Below are 19,953 nucleotides of genomic sequence, written 5' to 3' on the forward strand. Positions count from 1 at the left end.
TCGGGTCAGTCGGCGCTGTGCACCGGACGGACGTGCTCGCCCATCTCGGCCAGCTGCGCCTTCATCTCGCCGACGGTCAGGGTGTGCTCCACGCGCGGCGAGTAGAGCATCGAGCTGGTGATCGCTCCCGTGGCGCCGATCCGGAACGCGTCCGCCACGTGGCTGACCAGACCTGCCCCGCCCGACGCGATGACCGGCAGCGACACGGCCTCGGTGATCCGCTGCGTGATGTCCAGGTCGTATCCCGAGCCGGTGCCGTCGCGGTCGATGCTGTTCACCACGATCTCGCCGGCGCCCAGGTCCTGACCCCGCTTGGCCCACTCGACCGCGTCCATGCCCGTGTAGGTGCGAGCCCCGTCGATCGCGATCTCGTACCCGCTGGGGATCGTCCCCGTCGGTTCCACGCGCTTGACCTGCATGCTGAGCACGATGCACTGGCGACCGAACTCGACCGACCCCTGCGTGATGATCTGCGGGTTGCGCACGGCCATCGAGTCGATGCTGATCTTCTCCGCCCCTGCCCGGAGCACCTCGTGCATGTCCTCGAGGTGCCGGATCCCGCCGCCGACCGTCAGCGGGACGAACGTGCGGTGCGCCGCCCTGCGGACCATGGCGAGGTCGATCTGACGCTTCTGGGCGCTGGCCATGATGTCGTAGATGACGATCTCGTCGACGTCCTCGTGGTACAGCCGGTCGGCCAGCTCGGCCGGGTCCCCCACGTCGATGTTGTCCTGGAACTGCTGGGCCTTGGTGACGCGGCCGTCCTTCACGTCGAAGCAGGCGATCAGCCGGTTAGCGAGCATCGAGGTCCTTCACGTCTAGATCGCAAAACGCCTTGAGCACCTGCAGGCCGGCGCGCGCGCTCTTCTCGGTGTGGAACTGCGTCGCCATGATGTTCTTGTGCGCCACGGAGGCGGCGAACTCCTGGCCGTAGGTGGTGACGCCCACCAGGGTGGAATCGTCGGTCGGAACGGCATAGAAGGAATTCACGAAATAGTAGAAGCCGCCCGGCGTGAATGCGCGAGAGAACGGGTGGTCACCGCGCACGTCGACGTTGTTCCAGCCCATGTGCGGGACCCGGACCTGGGACTTGTCGAACTCGTGCACCGACCCCTTGAGCCAGCCGAGGCACTCGACGTCGCCCTCGTCCGAGTGCTCGAACAGCACCTGCAGGCCGACGCAGACCCCGAGAAAGCCCTGACCATCGGCCAGAACCTTCTCCGAGAGGTGGTCGATCCAGCCCTCCTGGGCCAGCGACTCCATGGTCACGCCGGCCGCGCCGACCCCGGGGAGGATGTACTTGTCGACCTCGTCGCACTCGCCGGGCTTGGCCACCAGCGCGTGGGGGACACCGAGGTGCTCGAGCGCATAAGAAATGCTCTGCGAATTACCGGTGCGGTAGTCGATGATCCCGATCACTTGCCCAATCCTACACCGGACACCCGTCTCATATCCTGGACGTCAGTCGAGGAACAGGGCCTTCAACCGCACGGTGGTGAACGCCAGGCCCAGGCCGATCATCACCACGAAGTACGCCACGTGCGTGAGCATCGTGCCGTCCACCACCCCGAGCGTCAGCCCGCGCACCAGCTCCACCGCGTGCCACAGCGGGAGCGCCTTGATGACCCCCTGGATCCAGCCGGGGTAGACGGTGATCGGGTAGAAGGTGGCCGAGAACAGGAACATCGGGAGCATCACGAAGTTGATCCAGTCCATCTGCTGGAAGGTCTTCATGTAGCTGGTCACGGCCATCCCGACGCTGGCGAACCCGAACGCGACGAGCAGCACGGCGGGCAGTGCGAGCGCCGCCGACCAGGCGAGGTTGAGGCCCATGACCTGCATGACCGTCAGGAACCCGAAGGCGTAGACCCCGCCACGCAGGAGCGCGTAGGTGATCTCTCCGAACGCCACGTCGAGCGGCCCGAGCGACGTGGCCAGCATCGCGTCGTACAGCTTGCCGAAGTGCATCTTGAAGAACACGTTCCACGTGGAGTCGTAGACGGCACCGTTCATGGCGGAGACCGCCAGCAGGGCCGGCGCGATGAAGGCCGCGTACGACACCGAGGTCCCGTCGGGCAGCTCGACGTCGCCGATGAACGAGCCCAGGCCGAGGCCCATGGCGAGCAGGAAGAAGACCGGCTCGAAGAAGCCGGAGAGCACGATGATCCCGCTGGAGCTCTTGGTCGCCTTGAGGCCCCGCGCGACGACGGACCGCGCGTTGCGCGCGTACAGCGCGCTGATGGCGCTGCGGGTGGGCTCGGTGGTGGTGGTCGACGTCATCCTGCCCGGAGCCTCCTCACGAAGACCCGTCGCGCCATCACCCAACCGCCCGCGGCGAGCACGAGCAGGACCGCCAGGTGCAGCCCCACAGGCCACGCGTCCGGCGGTGAGCCGTAGGACAGCGACCGCCCGATCTCGCTCGCGTGCCACAGCGGCGACACCCACCCGATCCACTGCAGCCAGACGGGCAGGGTGGCCAGTGGGAAGAACGTGCCGGAGAACAGGAACAGGGGCGTGAAGACGAACCGCTGCACCAGGGCGAACTGCCCCTTGTCCTCCGTCAGGCTCGCGGAGAACGCCATGACCGGCAGCCCGAACGCGAGACCCGCCAGCACGCCGACCAGGGGCATGAGCGCCCCGGTGACCGGGTCGCCCACGGCCCCGAACGCGACGATCAGCAGGTAGTAGATGGTCGTGGTGAACAGCATCCGCACGACGACCGACAGGACCAGCCCGGCGGCGATCTGCGGGGGTGCGATCGGCGAGGCGTTCATGCCCCAGAAGATCCGTCGCCACTTGAAGCCGGCCATGATCACGAAGGTGAACTCGTCCATGGCCACGGTGACCGCGGCGGTCGCCAGCAGTGCCGGCGCCACGAACCACACGTAGTCCACGAGCCCGTCGGCGCCGGACGCGATCGGCTGGTCGAGGAACGTCGCGAGCCCGAGCCCGATGCCCAGCAGGTACAGCAGCGGGTTGCCGACGCTGCCGACCACGATGGTCCAGCCGTACGCCTTCATGCCGCGCAGCTGGTGCTCGGCGATGTACCAGGCCCCGAACCGGCGTGGCCGGACAGCAGCCTGGACCGCTGCCTCGGTGACTGTGGCGGTCATTCGATCAGGCTCCGCCCCGTGAGCCGCAGGAACACGTCCTCGAGGCTGGAGCGCCGCACGAGGGACGTCGTGGGGTGCAGGCCCAGGTCGGTCACACGCTCGAGCACCGCCTCGCCGTCGTCGGCGTACAGCAGCACCCGGTCCGGGAGCACCTCGATCCGCTCCACCAGACCGGCCATCCGCACGGCGGCCTCCGCGTTGCGGTCGGACCCGAAGCGCAGCTCGACCACCTCCCGCGTCGAGTACTGCCGGATCAGGGACGACGGGCTGCCCTCGGCCATGATCTTGCCCTTGTCCACCACCACCAGCCGGTCGCACAGCTGCTCGGCCTCGTCCATGTAGTGCGTGGTGAGCACCAGGGTGGTGCCGCGCTCCTTGAGCCGGAACAGCCGGTCCCAGAGCACGTGGCGCGCCTGCGGGTCGAGCCCGGTGGTCGGCTCGTCGAGCATGAGGATGCGCGGCTCGTTGATGAGCGCGCGGGCGATGGTCAAGCGTCGCTTCATGCCGCCCGACAGGTCGTCGACCTTGGCGTTCCGCTTCTCCTCGAGCTGCGCGAAGCCCAGCAGCTCGTCGGCCCGCGTCGCGCACACGGACCGCGGGATGCCGAAGTAGCGGCCGTACACGATGAGGTTGTCGCGCACCCGCAGCTCGGTGTCGAGGTTGTCCTCCTGCGGCACGACCCCGAGCAGGGAGCGGATCTCCGGGCCGTGCGTGTCGGGGTCCAGCCCGAGCACCGTCAGGTCACCGGCCGTGCGCGACGAGACGGCGCCGACCATGCGCATGGTCGTCGACTTGCCGGCGCCGTTGGGTCCCAGCAGACCGAACGACTCGCCCGGCGGCACCTCGAAGTCGATGCCGTCGACGGCGGTGAAGTCGCCGAAGCGCTTGGTCAGGCCGTGGGCGGCGATCACGGGTGCGGTCACAGCGGTCCAACCTAGACGAGCGGACCCACACAGCCGAGCCCATTGAAGTTGACCGGGGCAGCCGGGCACGGAAACCTGCGGCCATGGATGACCTCTGGCCGGTGACAGGACTGCGCGTCCGCAGCGGAGACCTCGAGCTGCGCTACACGGACGACGAGGACCTCGCTGCGCTCGCGCGCCTGGCGGGCGACGGCGTGCACGCGCCGGACGCGATGCCGTTCACCACCCCGTGGACCCGTGGCACGCCGACGGAGGTCGCCCGGAGCGTCCTGGCGTACCAGTGGGGAGCCCGCGCATCGGCCTCACCGGCGAAGTGGAACCTCGAGCTCGCGGTCGTCCGGGCCGGCGAGGTGCTGGGCACGCAGGAGCTCACGGCCCAGGACTTCCTGGTGACCCGCTCGGCGGAGACGGGGTCGTGGCTCGGTCTGCGGCATCACGGTCAGGGCGTCGGCACGCGCATGCGCCTGATGATCCTGCACCTGCTCTTCGAGGGGTTCGACGGGCTCCGCGCGACGACCAGCGCGTTCGCCGACAACGCGTCGTCGAACGGTGTCACGCGCCGGATCGGCTACACCGAGAACGGCGTCGACGTCCTGGCCCGCGAGGGCACCCCCGCCGAGAGCCGTCGGTACGTGCTCGACCGCGCGACGTGGGACGCGCGGCCGCCCGAGCTGCGACCCGACGTCACGCTCGTCGGCGTCGAGGCGGCCCGGGAGCAGCTCGGTCTCTAGCGGTCGTCCGCCGCGTCGTGCACGTACCGGGCCACCTGCACCCGGTTGGTCACCTCGAGCTTGGTGAACAGGCTGCCCACGTGGGTCTTCACCGTGGCCACGCCGAGGTGCAGCGACCGGGCGATCTCGGTGTTGGTCAGCCCGTTGCTCACCGCGTCGGCGACCTCCCGCTCCCGGTCGGTGAGCCGGGCCAGGAGGGTCCGCGCCTTGCGCCGACGACCGTCGTCGGCGGGCCGGGTGACCGCGGCGATCAGCTGGCTGGTGACGCTGGGCGACAGCATGGGCTCGCCGAGGGCCACACGCTGCACGGCCACGACGAGATCGGCCGGCGCGGTGTCCTTGAGCAGGAACCCGGAGGCGCCCAGCTGCAGCGCGGTGAGGACCATCTCGTCGGTGTCGAACGTGGTCAGGACGATGATCCGTGCCGTGGTGCCTCGTTCACGCAGCCGGCGGGTGGCGGCGAGGCCGTCCATCCGCGGCATCCGGATGTCCATGAGCACCACGTCGGGCAGCTCGCGCGCGACGACGTCCAGAGCCTCCTGACCGTCGGCCGCCTCACCGACCACCTCGAGGTCCGGTGAGCCGCCCAGGATCATCCGCAGGCCGGCGCGCACCAGGGCGTCGTCGTCGACCACGACCACCCTCACGCCGGCCACGGCAGCCTCGCTTCCACGACGAACGCCCCGTCTGGCCCGATCCCGTGATCGAGCTCGCCTCCGGCCAGCTCCGCCCGCTCCGCCAGCCCGGCCAGGCCGACCCCGCCGCGCTGCCCGTCGGGAGGTGAGCGGACCGGGTTGCGCACCTCGATCTCCAGCCGTGCACCGGGTCCGCCGGACAGCCGGACGCTCACGGGCTCACCGGGGGCGTGCTTGCGGGCATTGGTCAGGGCCTCCTGGACGATCCGGAACGACGTGCGGGACAGGGTCTGCGGCCGGGGTTCCTCGACGAGACCGGTGGTGTCGAGGTCGACGTCGGACCCCGCCTCGCGCGCATCGGCCAGCAGTGCGGGCAGCTCCGCGAGCGTGGGCTGCGGGGGTTCGATGCCCTCGGCGCCTGCACCGGCCCGGAGGACTCCCAGCACCTGCCGGAGCTCGCTGAGGGCCAGCTGGGCGTTCGACTGGATCGTCTGCGCCGTCTCGCGCGTCTCCTCGCGCGTCAGGTCGTCCCGGTAGGCGAGCGCGCCCGCGTGCAGGGCGACCAGCGAGATCCGGTGCGCGAGCACGTCGTGCATCTCCCGCGCGATCCGGGTGCGCTCGGCGTCGCGGGACCGCTCCATGGCCAGCTCCCGCTCGCGCTCGGCCGTCGCCACCTGCTCGCGGAGCGACGACACCAGCTCGCGCCTGGTGCCGATGTAGTAGCCGGTCGCGACGACCGCCGCGAAGTAGGTGACGCTCACGAGGAACCCGACGAGCACGAGATAGCCGCTGTTGTCCCGGTCAGGGAAGGCCGCGCGGTAGAACAGCTCGGACACCAGACCGGTGACGAGCGCGACCACGCCGGCCGCGATCACCCACCTCCGTCGCCGCCAGGTGGCCATCGAGACCAGGGAGATCGTCGCGGCACCGACGCTCGCCGACGAGACCGTCGTCGCGAGGAGCGTCAGGAGGGCGACCGCCAAGGGGTACCGGCGGCGGAGCGCGAGCAGGCAGGTCGTCATCACGCCCAGCGCCAGGTCCACCACGACGAGCGTCCCGGCGACGTTCTCCGCGGCCGCGGGCGAGACCGAGAAGTGCTCGGCCGCGGTCACCCCCCAGGCGGCCAGTCCGACACCCGCGGCCACCAGGTACCGCCACACGCTCGACCACGTGGACAGCGCGGGCTGCTCCTGCGAAGGCAGGTCGGTGTCGAGGGACATGACGGCAGCCTAGGCAGCGTGCCGGACGGCTTCGCCCACCTTGCGGCCGGACCACCTCCACCGTCCGGTGGACCCGGCCCCGACTCGTCGGACGGACGCCGGCTGGTGGCCGGACGTGGAGCGACGGGACGTCAGGGCAGGAGCCGGAGCCGGTCGAGGGCTGACCACGCAGCCGCTACTCCTCGACGGGGGCCACGGGTTGCCGCAGGATCGTGCGCATCTTCTCCGGTGCGACCCTGCGGCGGTCGCTGAGGTAGATCTCGTGGTGCGTCCCCGTCATCCGCAGCCCGTTGCCCGGGATGAACTCGTGGTGCAGCTGCGCCAGCACAGGAGCCTCGTCGTCGAACGAGCCGACGTGCAGCGTCTGCACGCAGCGGCCCTCGGCCAAGGTCTCCAGCCGGACGTCGTCGAGCCGTGCTGGTCGATCCTTCTTGCCACGGACCTGCTCGACGGCCACGGAGTACCGGGCATCGTCGATCCAGTCCGGGACCATGAGCAGCAGCGTCCAGTCCCACCGGGACTTGTCCCGCGCCACCGTGAAGGAGTCCATGTCGTCGGCCCGCCAGAGGCCCTCCAGCGGCGGCACCACGTAGTCACGTCCGAGCTCGCGCTTGCTGGCGAACTTGAGCGTGTACGCCACCGGGTAGAGCGCGCCGACGGCGTCCACGAACTCGGGAGAGGTGTTGGGATCCCCGTGGCCGTCGATCATCAGGTACTGCATCTCCGGCACGTCCACGAGCCGGACGATGCCCCGCTGCGCGCGGTAGCCGTCGAGGGTCTTGCTGAAGTCCGTCTTCTCAGACACGAGTGCCCCTGTCGAGGTGGTCGACAGGGGCAGCGGTGACACTGGTGGAGCCAAGGGGACTCGAACCCCTAACCCCCTGCTTGCAAAGCAGGTGCGCTACCAATTGCGCCATGGCCCCGTTGCGCATCCCCGGGGCGGGTCACTCGAAGGTGTCGGTGACCTCTGCCCACAGGTCTCGCTCGTCGCGATCCTGCGCGTACTTCTGCCACACGACGAATCCGACGGCGGCGGCTGCCACCAGGAGCAGGAGCTTCTTCATCGGTTCCCCCACGGGTTTGGGAGTGGGCCTAACAGGACTTGAACCTGTGACCTCTTCCTTATCAGGGAAGCGCTCTAACCGTCTGAGCTATAGGCCCGTGCACTACGCGCGCCGCAGTGGCGCCGGATGAGACTACCCCAGCGCGGGGGCCCCACCCAAACCGGCTCTGGTCACTCGTCCGTCATGGTCACGTGCACGCCGCCGACGAGCGCCGCCACGATGTTGTAGAGGAATGCGCCGATGGTGGCGAGGGCCGTCAGCAGGAAGACGTCGATCACCGCGATGAGGGTCGCGCCGGAGATGATCCGCTGGAACTCGACGTACTGCAGGATGTCGATCCCGCTCTCCGTACCGGTGATCTGGGTGACCAGGTCGTTCGCCTTGGTGAACACCTGGAGCCCGTTCAGCGTGAACCAGACCACCGCCGCACCGACGACGATCATCACGCCGATGGCCACGGACAGCAGGAACGACAGCTTCATCACCGACCACGGGTCGACGCGGGAGATCGCCAGCCGGACCCGGCGCGGGGCGCCGTGGGGGCCGACTGCCGGGATGCGTCCCGTGGTCGGCCGCGCGCCGGTGAGGTTGTCGGACGCGGTGGCCGGCCGGGGGGCCGTGGTGCTGGCCGCCGGGGCAGTTGCCGGGGTGGTCGTCATGGTCGGTTCCTTGGTACGGGGTCGAGTGGCCGCGGCTATCGCTGCGGACGTCGCGACGCCGGCCTTCTTCAGCCAGACGGTGGCGGTGTCCACCGCCACCATCATCGGGGACGGAGGGTCGTGCTCGTCGCCGACTGCCGGTACGGAGGTGTCACGATCCTGTGGAGATGTCGCGGTGACCGGCGCGGCCTCCGTCTTCACGGCACTCGTCGGGCGCTCCGGCTCCTCCGCCCGCTCCGCCGGCGGCGACGCCTTGGTCGGGGCGACCGTCGGCGGCATCACGCTCGCGGACACGGTGAACGCGGTGGTGCCGTTGGAGCCGTTCAGACCCGGCACGTGCGTCGCGGCGTCCTCGGTCGACGTGCCGTTCCACGCCGACGTCGATCCGGCGCGGGGAGCCGAGGTCGTCGTGCGACCGGCGGTCGTCGGCGTCGTCGGTCGCTTGCGCGGCGGGATCGAGGGGGGCGTGGAATCGGTCATGCGTCCTCCGCTGACGGGTCGGTCACTGCCTGGTCGACGGGCGTCTCGGCGTCACCGGGAACGTCCGGGACGTCGGAAACCTGACCATTCTCAGCGCCCACGGTACCCGGCTCCTCGGCGAGGTGTCGCTCAGTGTTCCGCGCGACCGCGATGATGCGGTCCCCGTTGTCGGGCTTGGCGAAGATGACACCCTGCGTCGTGCGACCCGTGGCGTTCACCTCGGACGTGGCGGAGCGCACGATCTTGCCGCGCTCCATGATGACGAGCACCTCGTCCTCGGGGTCCACCACGAGGGCGCCGACGAGGTCGCCGTTCGCCTCCGGGAGGTTGGCCACCTTGATGCCCAGACCGCCGCGACCCTGCTGCCGGTAGTTCTCCACGGTGAGCGCGGTGCGCTTGGCGATGCCGCCCTGCGTCACGGTGAACAGGAACGCGTCCTCACGCACCACGTCCATGGCGAGCAGCTCGTCGTCCGCGCGGAACTTCATGCCCGTGACGCCGGAGGTTGCCCGACCCATCGGGCGCAGCGACTCGTCGGAGGCGGTGAACCGCACCGACTGGCCCTTGCGGGACACCAGGATCAGGTCCTCGTCGGAGTCGACCAGGCGGGCCGAGACCAGCTCGTCCGGCAGACCGTCCTCGTCCTCGCGCAGGTTGATCGCGATGACGCCGCCGGACCGGTTGGAGTCGTAGTCCGACAGGCGCGTCTTCTTCACCAGGCCGCGCTGCGTGGCCAGGACCAGGTACTCGGCGTTGGTGTAGTCGCGGATGTCGAGCACCTGCGCGATCTTCTCGCCCGGCTGGAACGCGAGCAGGTTGGCCACGTGCTGACCCTTGGCGTCACGACCGCCCTCCGGCAGCTCGTAGGCCTTGGCCCGGTAGACGCGTCCGAGGTTGGTGAAGAAGAGCAACCAGTGGTGCGTCGTCGTGACGAAGAAGTGGTCGACCAGGTCGTCCTCGCGCAGCTGCGCACCGCGCACGCCCTTGCCGCCACGACGCTGCGCCCGGTAGTTGTCCGACCGCGTCCGCTTGGCGTAGCCGCCGCGCGTGATGGTGACGACCATCTCCTCCTCGGCGATGAGGTCCTCGACGCTGACCTCGCCGTCGAACGGCAGGATCGTCGTGCGGCGCTCGTCGCCGTACTTCGCGACGATCTCACCGAGCTCGTCGGAGACGATGTCGCGCTGGCGCTGCTCCGAGTTCAGGATCGCCTGGTACTCGAGGATCTCGGCCTCGAGCTTGGCGTACCGCTCGAGGATCTCCTGGCGCTGCAGCGCAGCCAGCCGGCGCAGCTGCAGGTTGAGGATCGCGTTGGCCTGGAGCTCGTCGATGTCGAGCATCGCCATCAGGCCGGCGCGCGCCTCGTCCGCGTCGGGCGACCGGCGGATGAGCGCGATGACCTCGTCGAGCGCGTCGAGCGCCTTGAGGTACCCGCGGTAGATGTGGATGTCGGCCTCGGCCTCGCGCAGCTTGAACGCGGTGCGGCGGACGACGACCTCGAGCTGGTGGGTGACCCAGTGCCGGACGAACGCGTCGATGCTCAGCGTGCGCGGCACCTCGTCGACGAGGGCGAGCATGTTCGCGCCGAACGTCTCCTGCAGCTGCGTGTGCTTGTAGAGGTTGTTCAGCACGACCTTCGCGACGGCGTCGCGCTTGAGCACGATCACGAGGCGCTGGCCGGCGCGACCTGAGGTCTCGTCGCGCATGTCGGCGATGCCGGTCACCTTGTTCTCGCGGACCAGGTCCGCGATCTTCTTCGCCAGCGTGTCCGGGTTCACCTGGTACGGCAGCTCGGTGACGACGAGGCAGATCCGGCCCTGGATCTCCTCGACCTCCACCACCGCGCGCATGGTGATCGAGCCGCGGCCGGTGCGGTACGCCTCCTCGATGCCCTTGTGCCCGAGGATCGTCGCGCCCGTGGGAAAGTCCGGGCCCTTGATCCGCAGCAGGAGGGCGGCGAGAAGCTCCTCGCGGGACGCCTCCGGGTGGTCGAGGTGCCACTGGACGCCCTCGGCCACCTCGCGCAGGTTGTGCGGCGGGATGTTGGTGGCCATGCCGACCGCGATGCCCGCCGAGCCGTTGACCAGCAGGTTCGGGAACCGCGACGGCAGGACCGTGGGCTCCTGGGTGCGGCCGTCGTAGTTGTCCTGGAAGTCGACGGTGTCCTTGTCGATGTCCCGGACCATCTCCATGGACAGCGGGGCCATCTTGCACTCGGTGTACCGGGGCGCGGCGGCGGGGTCGTCGCCCGGGGAGCCGAAGTTGCCCTGCCCGGAGACCAGCGGGTAGCGCAGCGACCAGTCCTGGACCAGCCGCACCAGGGCGTCGTAGATCGACGTGTCACCGTGCGGGTGGTACTTGCCCATGACGTCGCCGACCACGCGCGAGCACTTGGAGAACTGGCGGTCCGGCCGGTAGCCACCGTCGTACATCGCATAGAGCACGCGGCGGTGCACCGGCTTGAGGCCGTCGCGCACGTCCGGCAGGGCGCGGCCGACGATGACGGACATGGCGTAGTCGAGGTACGACCGCTGCATCTCCAGCTGCAGGTCGACCTGCTCGATGTTGCCGTGCTCGATCTCGTTGCCGGTGGTCTCGCTCAACGGGGTTCCTTACTTCGGTGCGGGCGGTCGGACGACGGGGTTCCTCGACTAGACGTCGAGGAACCTCACGTCCTTCGCGTTGCGCTGGATGAACGAGCGGCGGGACTCGACGTCCTCGCCCATGAGGACCGAGAAGATCTCGTCGGCCGCGGCGGCCTCGTCGAGCGTGACCTGCAGGAGGGTGCGGTGCTCGGGCGACATGGTCGTCTCCCACAGCTCCTGGTAGTCCATCTCGCCCAGACCCTTGTACCGCTGGACCGAGTTGTCCTTGGGCAGCCGCTTGCCGGCCGCCTGACCGTCGGTGATGAACACGTCCCGCTCACGGTCCGAGTACACGTAGTCGTGCTCGGCGTTGGCCCACTTGATCCGGTACAGCGGCGGCTGCGCCAGGTACACGTGGCCGTGCGTGATGAGGTTCGGCATGTAGCGGAACAGGAGGGTGAGCAGCAGGGTGCGGATGTGCTGACCGTCGACGTCGGCGTCGGCCATGATCACGATCTTGTGGTACCTCAGCTTGGACAGGTCGAAGTCCTCGCCGATGCCGGTGCCGAACGCCGTGATCAGCGCCTGCACCTCCTGGTTGCCCAGGGCGCGGTCCAGCCTGGCGCGCTCGACGTTGAGGATCTTGCCGCGGATGGGCAGGATCGCCTGCGTCCGCGGGTTGCGACCGCGCACCGCCGAGCCGCCGGCGGAGTCGCCCTCGACGATGAAGATCTCGCACTCCTCCGCACGGTTCGACTGGCAGTCTCGCAGCTTGCCCGGCATGCCGCCCGACTCGAGCAGGCCCTTGCGGCGGGTGGCCTCGCGCGCCTTGCGGGCGGCCATGCGGGCGGCCGCGGCCTGGATCGACTTGCGGATGACGTCCCGCGCCTCGTTCGGGTGCGAGTCCAGCCAGTCGCCCAGCTGCTCGTTGACCACCCGCTGCACGAACGTCTTCGCCTCGGTGTTGCCGAGCTTCGTCTTGGTCTGGCCCTCGAACTGCGGCTCGCCCAGCTTGATGGAGATGACCGCCGTGAGGCCCTCGCGGATGTCGTCGCCGGTGAGGTTCTCGTCCTTCTCCTTGAGGATGCCCTTCTCACGCGCGTAGCGGTTGATCAGGGAGGTCATCGCCGCACGGAAACCCTCCTCGTGCGTGCCGCCCTCGGTGGTCGAGATCGTGTTGGCGTAGGTGTGCACCGACTCGGAGTACGCGTTGGTCCACTGCATGGCGATCTCGACGGCGATCCGGCGCTCGGTGTCCTCGGACTCGAAGTCGATGATCTCCGGGTGGACGACCTCCACCTTCTTGGCGCCGTTCAGGTGCTTGACGTAGTCGACCAGGCCGTCGTCGTACTTGTAGGTGACGGTCCGCGCGGCCGGCGCTCCGCCCTCCTCCTCGGGCTCCTCGCCGCCGACGACCTCGTCGCCGGTGTCCAGGTGCTCGGGACGCTCGTCGGTGAGCGTGATCTGCAGGCCCTTGTTGAGGAACGCGTACTGCTGGAAGCGGGCGCGGAGCGTCTCGAAGTCGTACTCGGTGGTCTCGAAGATGGCCGGGTCCGCCCAGAACGTCTGCGTGGTGCCGGACTCGTCCGTCGCCTCGCCCTTCTGCAGCTCACCGAGCGGCTTGCCTCCGTCGGCGAAGTCCTGCTGCCACACGAACCCGTCGCGCTTGACCACAGTCTCGACGCGGGTGGACAGCGCGTTCACCACGGAGATGCCGACGCCGTGCAGACCTCCGGAGACCGCGTAGCCCGCGCCACCGAACTTCCCGCCGGCGTGCAGGATCGTCATGACGACCTCGACCGTCGGCCGGCCCTCGGTCGGGTGGATGGCAACCGGGATGCCACGGCCGTTGTCGACCACGCGCACGCCGCCGTCGGGCAGCAGCGTGATCTCGATGTGGTCGCAGTAGCCGGCCAGCGCCTCGTCGACGGAGTTGTCGACGACCTCGGTGACCAGGTGGTGCAGACCACGGGCACCGGTGGAGCCGATGTACATGCCGGGGCGCTTGCGCACCGCCTCGAGGCCTTCGAGCACCGTGATCGCGGAGGCGTCGTACCCGCCGTTGCCGCTCTTGATGGTGCTGGACGGGGTGGTGCTCTGCTCAGCCACGGGCGGTGGTGCTCCTCAAGCTCTCACACGCGACGGAGCGCGCCGACCGAACTTCGCCGGGTCGGATCACTCCATGACGCTGGAGTTCCGGGCACAGATGCGCCAGGAATGACCTTCACAGTCTACCTGGTGGACGGGCTCAGACCCTCTTTTCCCACAGGTGGCGACGTGCTCAGCGGAACGTGTCGCGCTCCCCGCGACCCGCCACGCGCTTCGGACCGGTCTTGAACCGGGGGCCGCCGGGGTTCAGCACGGTGATCTCGAGGACGATCCCGTCACCCAGATCGGCCGCGAACCGGCCGAGCATGGCCGGTGCCAGGAACTTCAGCTGCGTGGCCCACGACGTCGAGTGAGCGCGGAGCGTCAGCGCCCCGCCCTCGAACGACACGTACTCGCAGTGCTCGGCCACCTGGGGCCCGACGAGCTCCGCCCACCGGTGCTTGAGCACACCCGCCACCTGGTCCGAGGTGCCGCCGAGCTGGTCGAGCAGGCCGCTGACCGTGGACCCGATGAGCTGCGGGTCCCGCGCACCCGGGCCCGCCGTGCCGACGGCCACCTGGACGAGGGGTCGGCGCCGCGCGGGGTCACCGGGCCGGAATCCCCGCTGCGCCGCGGCCGCCTTCGCACGCCCCAGCGCCCCGAGGGCCACCTGGCGCGGGGGTGTCAGCTCGACGAGGTCGCGCAGCGGGGTGCCGTCCACGGGCCGGGGCTGGGGGAACAGGCTGTCGTCAGAGGACACGGGCCACCTCGCCGCCCATGACGTCCACGCGCGCGCCGGCCAGCGGCGCCGGCACGTCGTCGGCCACCGCCGCGGTGATGAGCACCTGCCGGGCCGGGGCGACGAGCTCCGCCAGGCGGTCCCGCCGGCGTGCGTCGAGCTCAGCGAACACGTCGTCGAGGATGAGCACCGGCTCGCCGTCGGGGCCCCAGTCGCCACCGACGCCCTCGTCGCCCCTGGTCAGCAGCTCGTACGAGGCCAGACGCAGCGCGAGCGCGAACGACCAGGACTCCCCGTGGCTCGCATACCCCTTGGCCGGCAGGCCCCCGAGCGTGAGGACGAGGTCGTCACGGTGCGGACCGACGAGACTGACCCCCCGCTCGATCTCCTTGCTGCGCAGCCGACCGATCGCCTCGAGCAGCTGCGCCTCGACCAGCTCGACCGAGGCCGACTCGTCCGCGGTCTCGAGGACGGCGTCGAGGGAGGCCTTGTAGGTGACGATGGCATCGCCCTGCCCCGCGCTGACCTGCGCATATGCACGCTCGATGTGCGGTGCGAGCGACCTGACGAGGCCCCGGCGGGCGACGATGATCTGGGCGCCGGTCTGCGCGAGCTTGGCGTCCCACACGTCGAGCGTCCGCAGGTCCGCACCCGCACCCCGACGGGCCACCCCGGCCGACTTCAGCAGGGCCGACCGCTGACGCAGCACCCGCTCGTAGTCCGCCACCGTGCCGGCGACCCGGGGCGTCAGCTGCACGAGCAGGTCGTCGAGGAACCGGCGGCGACCGTCGGGATCGCCCTTGACGAGCGACAGGTCCTCCGGCGCGAAAAGGACCGTCCGCAGGATGCCGAGCACGTCCCGGGCCCGTGTGGGCGAGCCGCCGTTGACCCGCGCGCGGTTGGCCTTCCCCGGCGTGACCTCGATCTCGACCAGCGTCGAGCGCGGCCGGCCGGGCTCCAGCTCGCGGACCACCTTCGCCCGGACCACCGCACGGGTGGTGCCCGCACGCACCAGGGCGGCGTCGGTCGGCACACGGTGGCTGCCCAGCGTGGCGACGTAGCCGAGCGCCTCGACCAGGTTGGTCTTGCCCTGCCCGTTGGGTCCGACGAGCGCGGTGATGCCCGGCTCCAGCGGGAGCTCGACCTGCGCGTACGAGCGGAAGTCCGTCAGGGAGAGGTGCGCGACGTACATCGTCGGTTCAGGCGGGCGGTGCGGGTGGGGCGCCCGCCGGCTTCACGGCGTGACCGCCGAACTGCTGGCGCAGAGCAGCGACGGCCTTCATGGCCGGGGACTCCTCCTGGCGGGAGGCGAACCGGGCGAACAGCGACGCCGAGATCACCGGCGCCGGGACCGCGAGGTCGATCGCCTCGTCGACGGTCCAGCGACCCTCACCGGAGTCCTCGACCCAGTCGTCGATCTCGCCCAGGCCCGGGTCCTGCTCGAGCGCCTTGACCAGCAGCTCCAGCAGCCACGACCGCACGACGGTCCCACGCTGCCACGCGCGCATCGTCCCGTGCACGTCGGTGACCAGGTCCTTCGCCGCGAGCAGCTCGTAGCCCTCGGCGTACGCCTGCATCAGCCCGTACTCGATGCCGTTGTGCACCATCTTGGCGAAGTGGCCGGCGCCGACCTTGCCCGCGTGCACGAAACCCTCGGCCCGCGGACCCTCCGGCCGCAGCGCGTCGAAGACCGGCATGACCGTCGCGACGAGCTTCGCGTCCCCGCCGACCATGAGCCCGTACCCGTTCTCGAGGCCCCAGACACCGCCCGACACCCCGGCGTCGAGGAAGCCGACACCCGTCGCCGCCAGCAGGTCCGCGTGCGGCTGGTCGTCCTGGTAGTACGAGTTGCCGCCGTCGATGACGATGTCGCCGGCCGTCAGCAGCCCGGCCAGGTCGTGCACCACGGCGTCGGTGATCTCGCCCGAGGGCACCATCACCCAGACGACACGCTCGCCCGCGGGGAGCGCCTCGACCAGCGCCTCGAGCGACGGGACGTCGGTGACGTCGGGGTTCCGGTCGAAACCGGTGACCTCGATGCCGGCCGCGCGGATGCGCGACCGCATGTTCGCGCCCATCTTGCCCAGACCGACCAGACCGATGTGCATGGCGTGCCTCTCTCGTCGCGACCGCGTCTCACTCTGCCGCAGGACGCGACCGTGCGCCGATCAGCTGGCGAAACGGATGGGCACCAGCAGGTAGCGGTACTCCGGGTTGTCCTCGCCGTCCAGCGTCTCCTGGCCGGTGAACTCCACCGGCTTGTTGGGGTGCGTGAACGACAGCCGGACGAACGTGGTGCTCAGCGCGCCGAGCCCGTCGAGCAAGAACTGCGGGTTGAACGCCACCGAGATGTCGTCGCCGACGAGCGTGGCCTCGAGGGCCTCGGACGCCTGCGCGTCGTCGCCCTGACCGGCGTCGAGCACGACCTGACCCTCGCTGAACGACAGCCGGATCGGGGTGTTGCGCTCGGCGACGAGGCTGACGCGCTTGGCCGCGTCCGCGAGGGCGTGCGTGCTGACGATCGCGTGGATGGGCGTCTCGTCCGGGAAGAGCCGGCGGACCGCGGGGTAGTCCCCGTCGACCAGGAGGCTGGTGGTCTGGCGACCGGCGGCCTCGAACCCGATCATGTCGACGCCCGAGCCCGTGGACAGCGCCACCGTGACCGAACCGGCGCTGCCGAGCGACTTCGCGGCGTCCGACAACGTGCGCGCCCGGACGAGCGCAACGGTCGAGATGTCCGGCGACGAGGGCTTCCAGGTGAGCTCGCGCAGGGCGAGCCGGTAGCGGTCGGTGGCCAGGAGGGTGACCTTCTCGCCCTCGATCTCGACGCGCACTCCCGTGAGCAGCGGCAACGTGTCGTCCCGGCTCGCGGCGACGGACACCTGGGCGACCGCGTGGGTGAGCTCGTCGCCGTCGACCGTGCCCGTGGTCGGTGGCATGACCGGGAGGTTCGGGTAGTCCTCGACCGGCATCGTCAGGAGCGTGAACCGGCTGGCCCCGCAGGTCACGACGACCTTGGTGCCCTCGAGCACCACATCGACCGGCTTGTCCGGCAGGGAGCGGGAGATCTCCGCGAGCAGGCGTCCCGAGACCAGCACGGAGCCGGCCTCGCTGACGTCCGCCGGGATCTGCGACCGCGCCGAGACCTCGTAGTCGAAGCTGGAGAGCTGGACCGTGCCCGTGGTGTCGGCCTCGAGCCGGACACCCGCCAGGACGGGGACCGGCGGCCGGGTGGGCAGGCTGCGCGCCGTCCACGTGACGGCGTCCGCGAGCACGTCGCGGTCGACCCGGAACCTCATACCTCACCTCTCGTCGAGCTGGCCCGGCCGGCGACTCGCCACGGTTGTGGGGAGTGCGGGCAGTCAGGCATCAGGCGAACACTACGCGAGAGGTCGGACGCTCGGTACGGGCAGTCGGATGACAACGACAACGGTGTTGTTCTCGGCCGGGTCTGCGCTGGGTCGGGGCCTTTGGCGGTGTGTGGATCCCCCTCATAGAGATGTCTCATCATCGTCATCGGTCCTGTGCATCATGTGGATCGTCGGCGTCCGTGCAGGTCAACCATTGATCAGCCTGTGCACGCCGGTTGTGGGCCGAATCGGACTCTCCGTGGACGGGGGTGGACGGCTGTGGTGGGCCGGTTCTGCGTCCACCGGTCGGGGCCTCTCCGTCCACACCGTGACAGGGGGTCATCCACCGTCGTCCACAGGTGAGTGCACAGGTGTGGAGATTCGTCCCATGCATGTCTCATTCCGAGGGTGAAGGTTGGGGTCAAGACCCTCGTATCGTTTCGATGGTGAGAGTTGTCTCATGGCATTCCGTGGGAAACGACCGTTTGTGAACGTCCACATCTCGCCCGAGATGTCCAGTTGGCCGTATTTCCGCAGGTCGGAGCCCTCTGGTTGTCGCCCGGAGCGACCGATGCGTCGTTCAGGTGAATGCCGTCACAAGCGTCCCCAGGTGCCTGTGGACGGCTGTGGATAACTAGGGCCGGTCAGCCCCGGTTCTGCTGCTTGATCCGGTTGGTGAGCTCGGTCACCTGGTTGTAGATCGACCGGCGTTCGGCCATGAGCTCACGGATCTTGCGGTTGGCGTGCATGACGGTCGTGTGGTCACGGCCGCCGAACGCCTGGCCGATCTTGGGCAGCGACAGGTCGGTCAGCTCGCGGCACAGGTACATGGCGATCTGGCGGGCCGTCACGAGCACCCTCGAGCGGCTCGAGCCGCACAGGTCGTCGATGCTCAGACCGAAGTAGGCCGCCGTCTGCCCGATGACCTGGGTGGCGGTGATCTCGGTGGTCTGGTCGTCGGTGATGAGGTCCTTCAGGACGATCTCCGCCAACGACAGGTCGACCTGCTGCCGGTTGAGGTTGGCGAACGCGGTCACCCGGATCAGCGCACCCTCGAGCTCCCGGATGTTGGTCGAGATCTTGCTGGCGATGTACTCCAGGACGTCCGGCGGTGCCTCCAGGCGCTCGCTGCCGGCCTTCTTGCGCAGGATCGCGATGCGCGTCTCGAGGTCCGGCGGCTGCACGTCCGTGATCAGGCCCCACTCGAACCGGGACCGCATCCGGTCCTCGAAACCGTTGAGCTGCTTGGGCGGCAGGTCGGACGTGATCACGACCTGCTTGTTGGCGTTGTGCAGGGTGTTGAACGTGTGGAAGAACTCCTCCATCGTCTGTTCCTTGCCTTGCAGGAACTGGATGTCGTCGATGAGGAGGACGTCCACCTCGCGGTAGCGCCGCTGGAACGCGCCGGCCTTGCCCTCGCTGATGGAGTTGATGAAGTCGTTGGTGAACTCCTCGGAGTTCACGTACCGCACCCGCACGCTCGGGTAGAGGTTCTGCGCGTAGTGGCCGATCGCGTGGAGCAGGTGCGTCTTGCCCAGACCCGAGTCGCCGTAGATGAACAGCGGGTTGTACGCCTTGGCCGGTGCCTCCGCGACGGCGACGGCGGCCGCGTGCGCAAAGCGGTTGGAGCTGCCGATGACGAACGTCTCGAAGAGGTACTTGGGGTTGAGTCGCGCGGGCTCGGCGGGCTGACGGCGGTTGGGCCGGTCGTCGTTGCGGCCCGGGTAGCGGCGGTCGCGTGCCGAGCCGCCGTGGTTCGGCTCCTCGTCGTCGTCGTCCGGGACGAGCGACAGGTCGGGGCGTGCCTCGCGCCGGGCGTCGGCCTCGTCGGCCTCGCGCGCGTCGTGCGACGGGCTGTACGGCTCGTGATCCTGCGCGGGCGCGACGACCCGCAGGGCCGGCGGTGCGTCCTCGGCGAGCTCGGGATCGACCGTGATGGCGAACCGGGCCTCGCGGCCGAGCGCGGTGCTCAGCGCACCGGTGACCTCACCGCGGACGCGCGACTCGAGGTAGTCCTTGGTCAGGTCGTTGCCCACAGCGAGCAGCAGGGTCCCGTCGAGGAGCCCGAGCGGGCGGGCCAGCCGGACGAACGCGATCTGGCGTGGCGTGATGTCCGGGCTCGACTCGAGGGTCGACACCACGTGGCCCCATACCCGGGAGAGCTCTTCGTCCTGTGACACGTGCTACCTCGGTTGTTCGATCGCGTGGGTGGTCGAGTCTCGCATGACCGTGCGTTGTCCACACAGTTGTCCACACCTGTGAGCAGATGGTCGCGCGGGGCTGGTGGTCGCGGTTCCGCGATGAGGACGGCACTGACAGCGCCGCTCTCGCGCGTGGTGCGCGCCGCGCCGTGCCTCTGTCCACCA

At 69.6% G+C, this 19,953-nt stretch carries 18 protein-coding genes and 2 tRNA genes; 1 reads left to right on the forward strand and 19 read right to left on the reverse strand.

The genetic code is table 11. The features are described 5' to 3' along the window. Nucleotides 1-5: 5 nt before the first annotated feature. Genes hisF through ASD18_RS02505 form a run of 5 tightly spaced genes read right to left on the reverse strand, consistent with a single transcriptional unit; the run spans nucleotide 6 to nucleotide 4,036 of the window. Nucleotides 6-803 carry an imidazole glycerol phosphate synthase subunit HisF gene (gene hisF / locus ASD18_RS02485; RefSeq protein ID WP_056086194.1) on the reverse strand — a complete coding sequence of 266 codons (798 nt, stop codon included), beginning with the start codon at nucleotides 801-803 and terminating at the stop codon, nucleotides 6-8. Further along, nucleotides 793-1,419: an imidazole glycerol phosphate synthase subunit HisH gene (gene hisH / locus ASD18_RS02490; protein ID WP_056086197.1), complete on the reverse strand. Its 627-nt coding sequence runs from the start codon at nucleotides 1,417-1,419 to the stop codon at nucleotides 793-795. The genes hisF and hisH overlap by 11 nt, the downstream gene beginning before the upstream one ends. A gap of 42 nt (nucleotides 1,420-1,461) precedes the next feature. Beyond that, nucleotides 1,462-2,280 carry an ABC transporter permease gene (locus ASD18_RS02495; protein WP_056086200.1) on the reverse strand — a complete coding sequence of 273 codons (819 nt, stop codon included), beginning with the start codon at nucleotides 2,278-2,280 and terminating at the stop codon, nucleotides 1,462-1,464. Then, on the reverse strand, nucleotides 2,277-3,113 hold the full coding sequence (locus tag ASD18_RS02500) for an ABC transporter permease (protein WP_056086203.1): 837 nt from the start codon (nucleotides 3,111-3,113) through the stop codon (nucleotides 2,277-2,279). The genes ASD18_RS02495 and ASD18_RS02500 overlap by 4 nt, the downstream gene beginning before the upstream one ends. Beyond that, complete coding sequence (locus tag ASD18_RS02505; RefSeq protein WP_056086206.1) at nucleotides 3,110-4,036, reverse strand: ABC transporter ATP-binding protein; 927 nt, start codon at nucleotides 4,034-4,036, stop codon at nucleotides 3,110-3,112. The genes ASD18_RS02500 and ASD18_RS02505 overlap by 4 nt, the downstream gene beginning before the upstream one ends. A gap of 83 nt (nucleotides 4,037-4,119) precedes the next feature. On the opposite strand from ASD18_RS02505, the gene ASD18_RS02510 reads away from it, so the two are divergent. Further along, nucleotides 4,120-4,767: a GNAT family N-acetyltransferase gene (locus tag ASD18_RS02510; protein WP_056086209.1), complete on the forward strand. Its 648-nt coding sequence runs from the start codon at nucleotides 4,120-4,122 to the stop codon at nucleotides 4,765-4,767. On the opposite strand, the gene ASD18_RS02515 is transcribed toward ASD18_RS02510, so the two are convergent. The 14 genes from ASD18_RS02515 to dnaA all read right to left on the reverse strand — a co-directional run bounded on the left by ASD18_RS02515 (nucleotide 4,764) and on the right by dnaA (nucleotide 19,767). Then, nucleotides 4,764-5,423 (reverse strand): response regulator transcription factor, encoded by a 660-nt coding sequence (locus ASD18_RS02515; protein ID WP_255355431.1) that lies wholly within the window; start codon nucleotides 5,421-5,423, stop codon nucleotides 4,764-4,766. The two genes, ASD18_RS02510 and ASD18_RS02515, sit on opposite strands and share 4 nt — an antisense overlap. Further along, the gene (locus ASD18_RS02520; protein WP_056086213.1) at nucleotides 5,411-6,622 is read right to left on the reverse strand and encodes a sensor histidine kinase; all 1,212 of its coding nucleotides are present in this window, start codon (nucleotides 6,620-6,622) and stop codon (nucleotides 5,411-5,413) included. Before ASD18_RS02520 ends, ASD18_RS02515 begins: the two co-directional genes overlap by 13 nt. Nucleotides 6,623-6,797: 175 nt before the next feature. Further along, a complete protein-coding gene (locus ASD18_RS02525) occupies nucleotides 6,798-7,427 on the reverse strand; it encodes a GyrI-like domain-containing protein (protein WP_056091411.1) in 630 nt (209 codons plus the stop codon). Between the two features lie 42 nt (nucleotides 7,428-7,469). After that, a tRNA-Ala gene (locus tag ASD18_RS02530) sits at nucleotides 7,470-7,545 on the reverse strand. A 21-nt stretch (nucleotides 7,546-7,566) separates the two neighbouring features. Further along, nucleotides 7,567-7,686, reverse strand: coding sequence for a DLW-39 family protein (locus ASD18_RS21435; RefSeq protein WP_210768242.1), 120 nt, complete (start codon nucleotides 7,684-7,686; stop codon nucleotides 7,567-7,569). 23 nt (nucleotides 7,687-7,709) lie between these two features. Beyond that, nucleotides 7,710-7,783 (reverse strand) — tRNA-Ile (locus tag ASD18_RS02535). A gap of 73 nt (nucleotides 7,784-7,856) precedes the next feature. Further along, nucleotides 7,857-8,825, reverse strand: a complete 969-nt coding sequence (locus ASD18_RS02540; RefSeq protein WP_056086215.1) for a DUF3566 domain-containing protein — start codon at nucleotides 8,823-8,825, stop codon at nucleotides 7,857-7,859. Next, complete coding sequence (gene gyrA / locus ASD18_RS02545) at nucleotides 8,822-11,428, reverse strand: DNA gyrase subunit A (RefSeq protein WP_056086217.1); 2,607 nt, start codon at nucleotides 11,426-11,428, stop codon at nucleotides 8,822-8,824. The genes ASD18_RS02540 and gyrA overlap by 4 nt, the downstream gene beginning before the upstream one ends. Nucleotides 11,429-11,476: 48 nt before the next feature. Further along, nucleotides 11,477-13,519: a DNA topoisomerase (ATP-hydrolyzing) subunit B gene (gyrB, locus tag ASD18_RS02550; protein ID WP_056086220.1), complete on the reverse strand. Its 2,043-nt coding sequence runs from the start codon at nucleotides 13,517-13,519 to the stop codon at nucleotides 11,477-11,479. A gap of 172 nt (nucleotides 13,520-13,691) precedes the next feature. After that, on the reverse strand, nucleotides 13,692-14,258 hold the full coding sequence (locus ASD18_RS02555) for a DUF721 domain-containing protein (protein ID WP_082573466.1): 567 nt from the start codon (nucleotides 14,256-14,258) through the stop codon (nucleotides 13,692-13,694). Then, nucleotides 14,248-15,429 carry a DNA replication/repair protein RecF gene (gene recF, locus ASD18_RS02560; RefSeq protein WP_056086224.1) on the reverse strand — a complete coding sequence of 394 codons (1,182 nt, stop codon included), beginning with the start codon at nucleotides 15,427-15,429 and terminating at the stop codon, nucleotides 14,248-14,250. The genes ASD18_RS02555 and recF overlap by 11 nt, the downstream gene beginning before the upstream one ends. Nucleotides 15,430-15,436: 7 nt before the next feature. Then, nucleotides 15,437-16,345: a phosphogluconate dehydrogenase (NAD(+)-dependent, decarboxylating) gene (gene gnd, locus ASD18_RS02565; protein WP_056086227.1), complete on the reverse strand. Its 909-nt coding sequence runs from the start codon at nucleotides 16,343-16,345 to the stop codon at nucleotides 15,437-15,439. A 60-nt stretch (nucleotides 16,346-16,405) separates the two neighbouring features. Next, nucleotides 16,406-17,536 carry a DNA polymerase III subunit beta gene (gene dnaN, locus ASD18_RS02570; RefSeq protein WP_056086230.1) on the reverse strand — a complete coding sequence of 377 codons (1,131 nt, stop codon included), beginning with the start codon at nucleotides 17,534-17,536 and terminating at the stop codon, nucleotides 16,406-16,408. Nucleotides 17,537-18,231: 695 nt separating this feature from the next. Continuing rightward, nucleotides 18,232-19,767 (reverse strand): chromosomal replication initiator protein DnaA, encoded by a 1,536-nt coding sequence (gene dnaA / locus ASD18_RS02575; protein ID WP_056086233.1) that lies wholly within the window; start codon nucleotides 19,765-19,767, stop codon nucleotides 18,232-18,234. Nucleotides 19,768-19,953: the final 186 nt, after the last annotated feature.

Origin of the sequence: Cellulomonas sp. Root137 (genome assembly GCF_001426725.1) — a bacterium.
Lineage (GTDB): Bacteria > Actinomycetota > Actinomycetes > Actinomycetales > Cellulomonadaceae > Cellulomonas.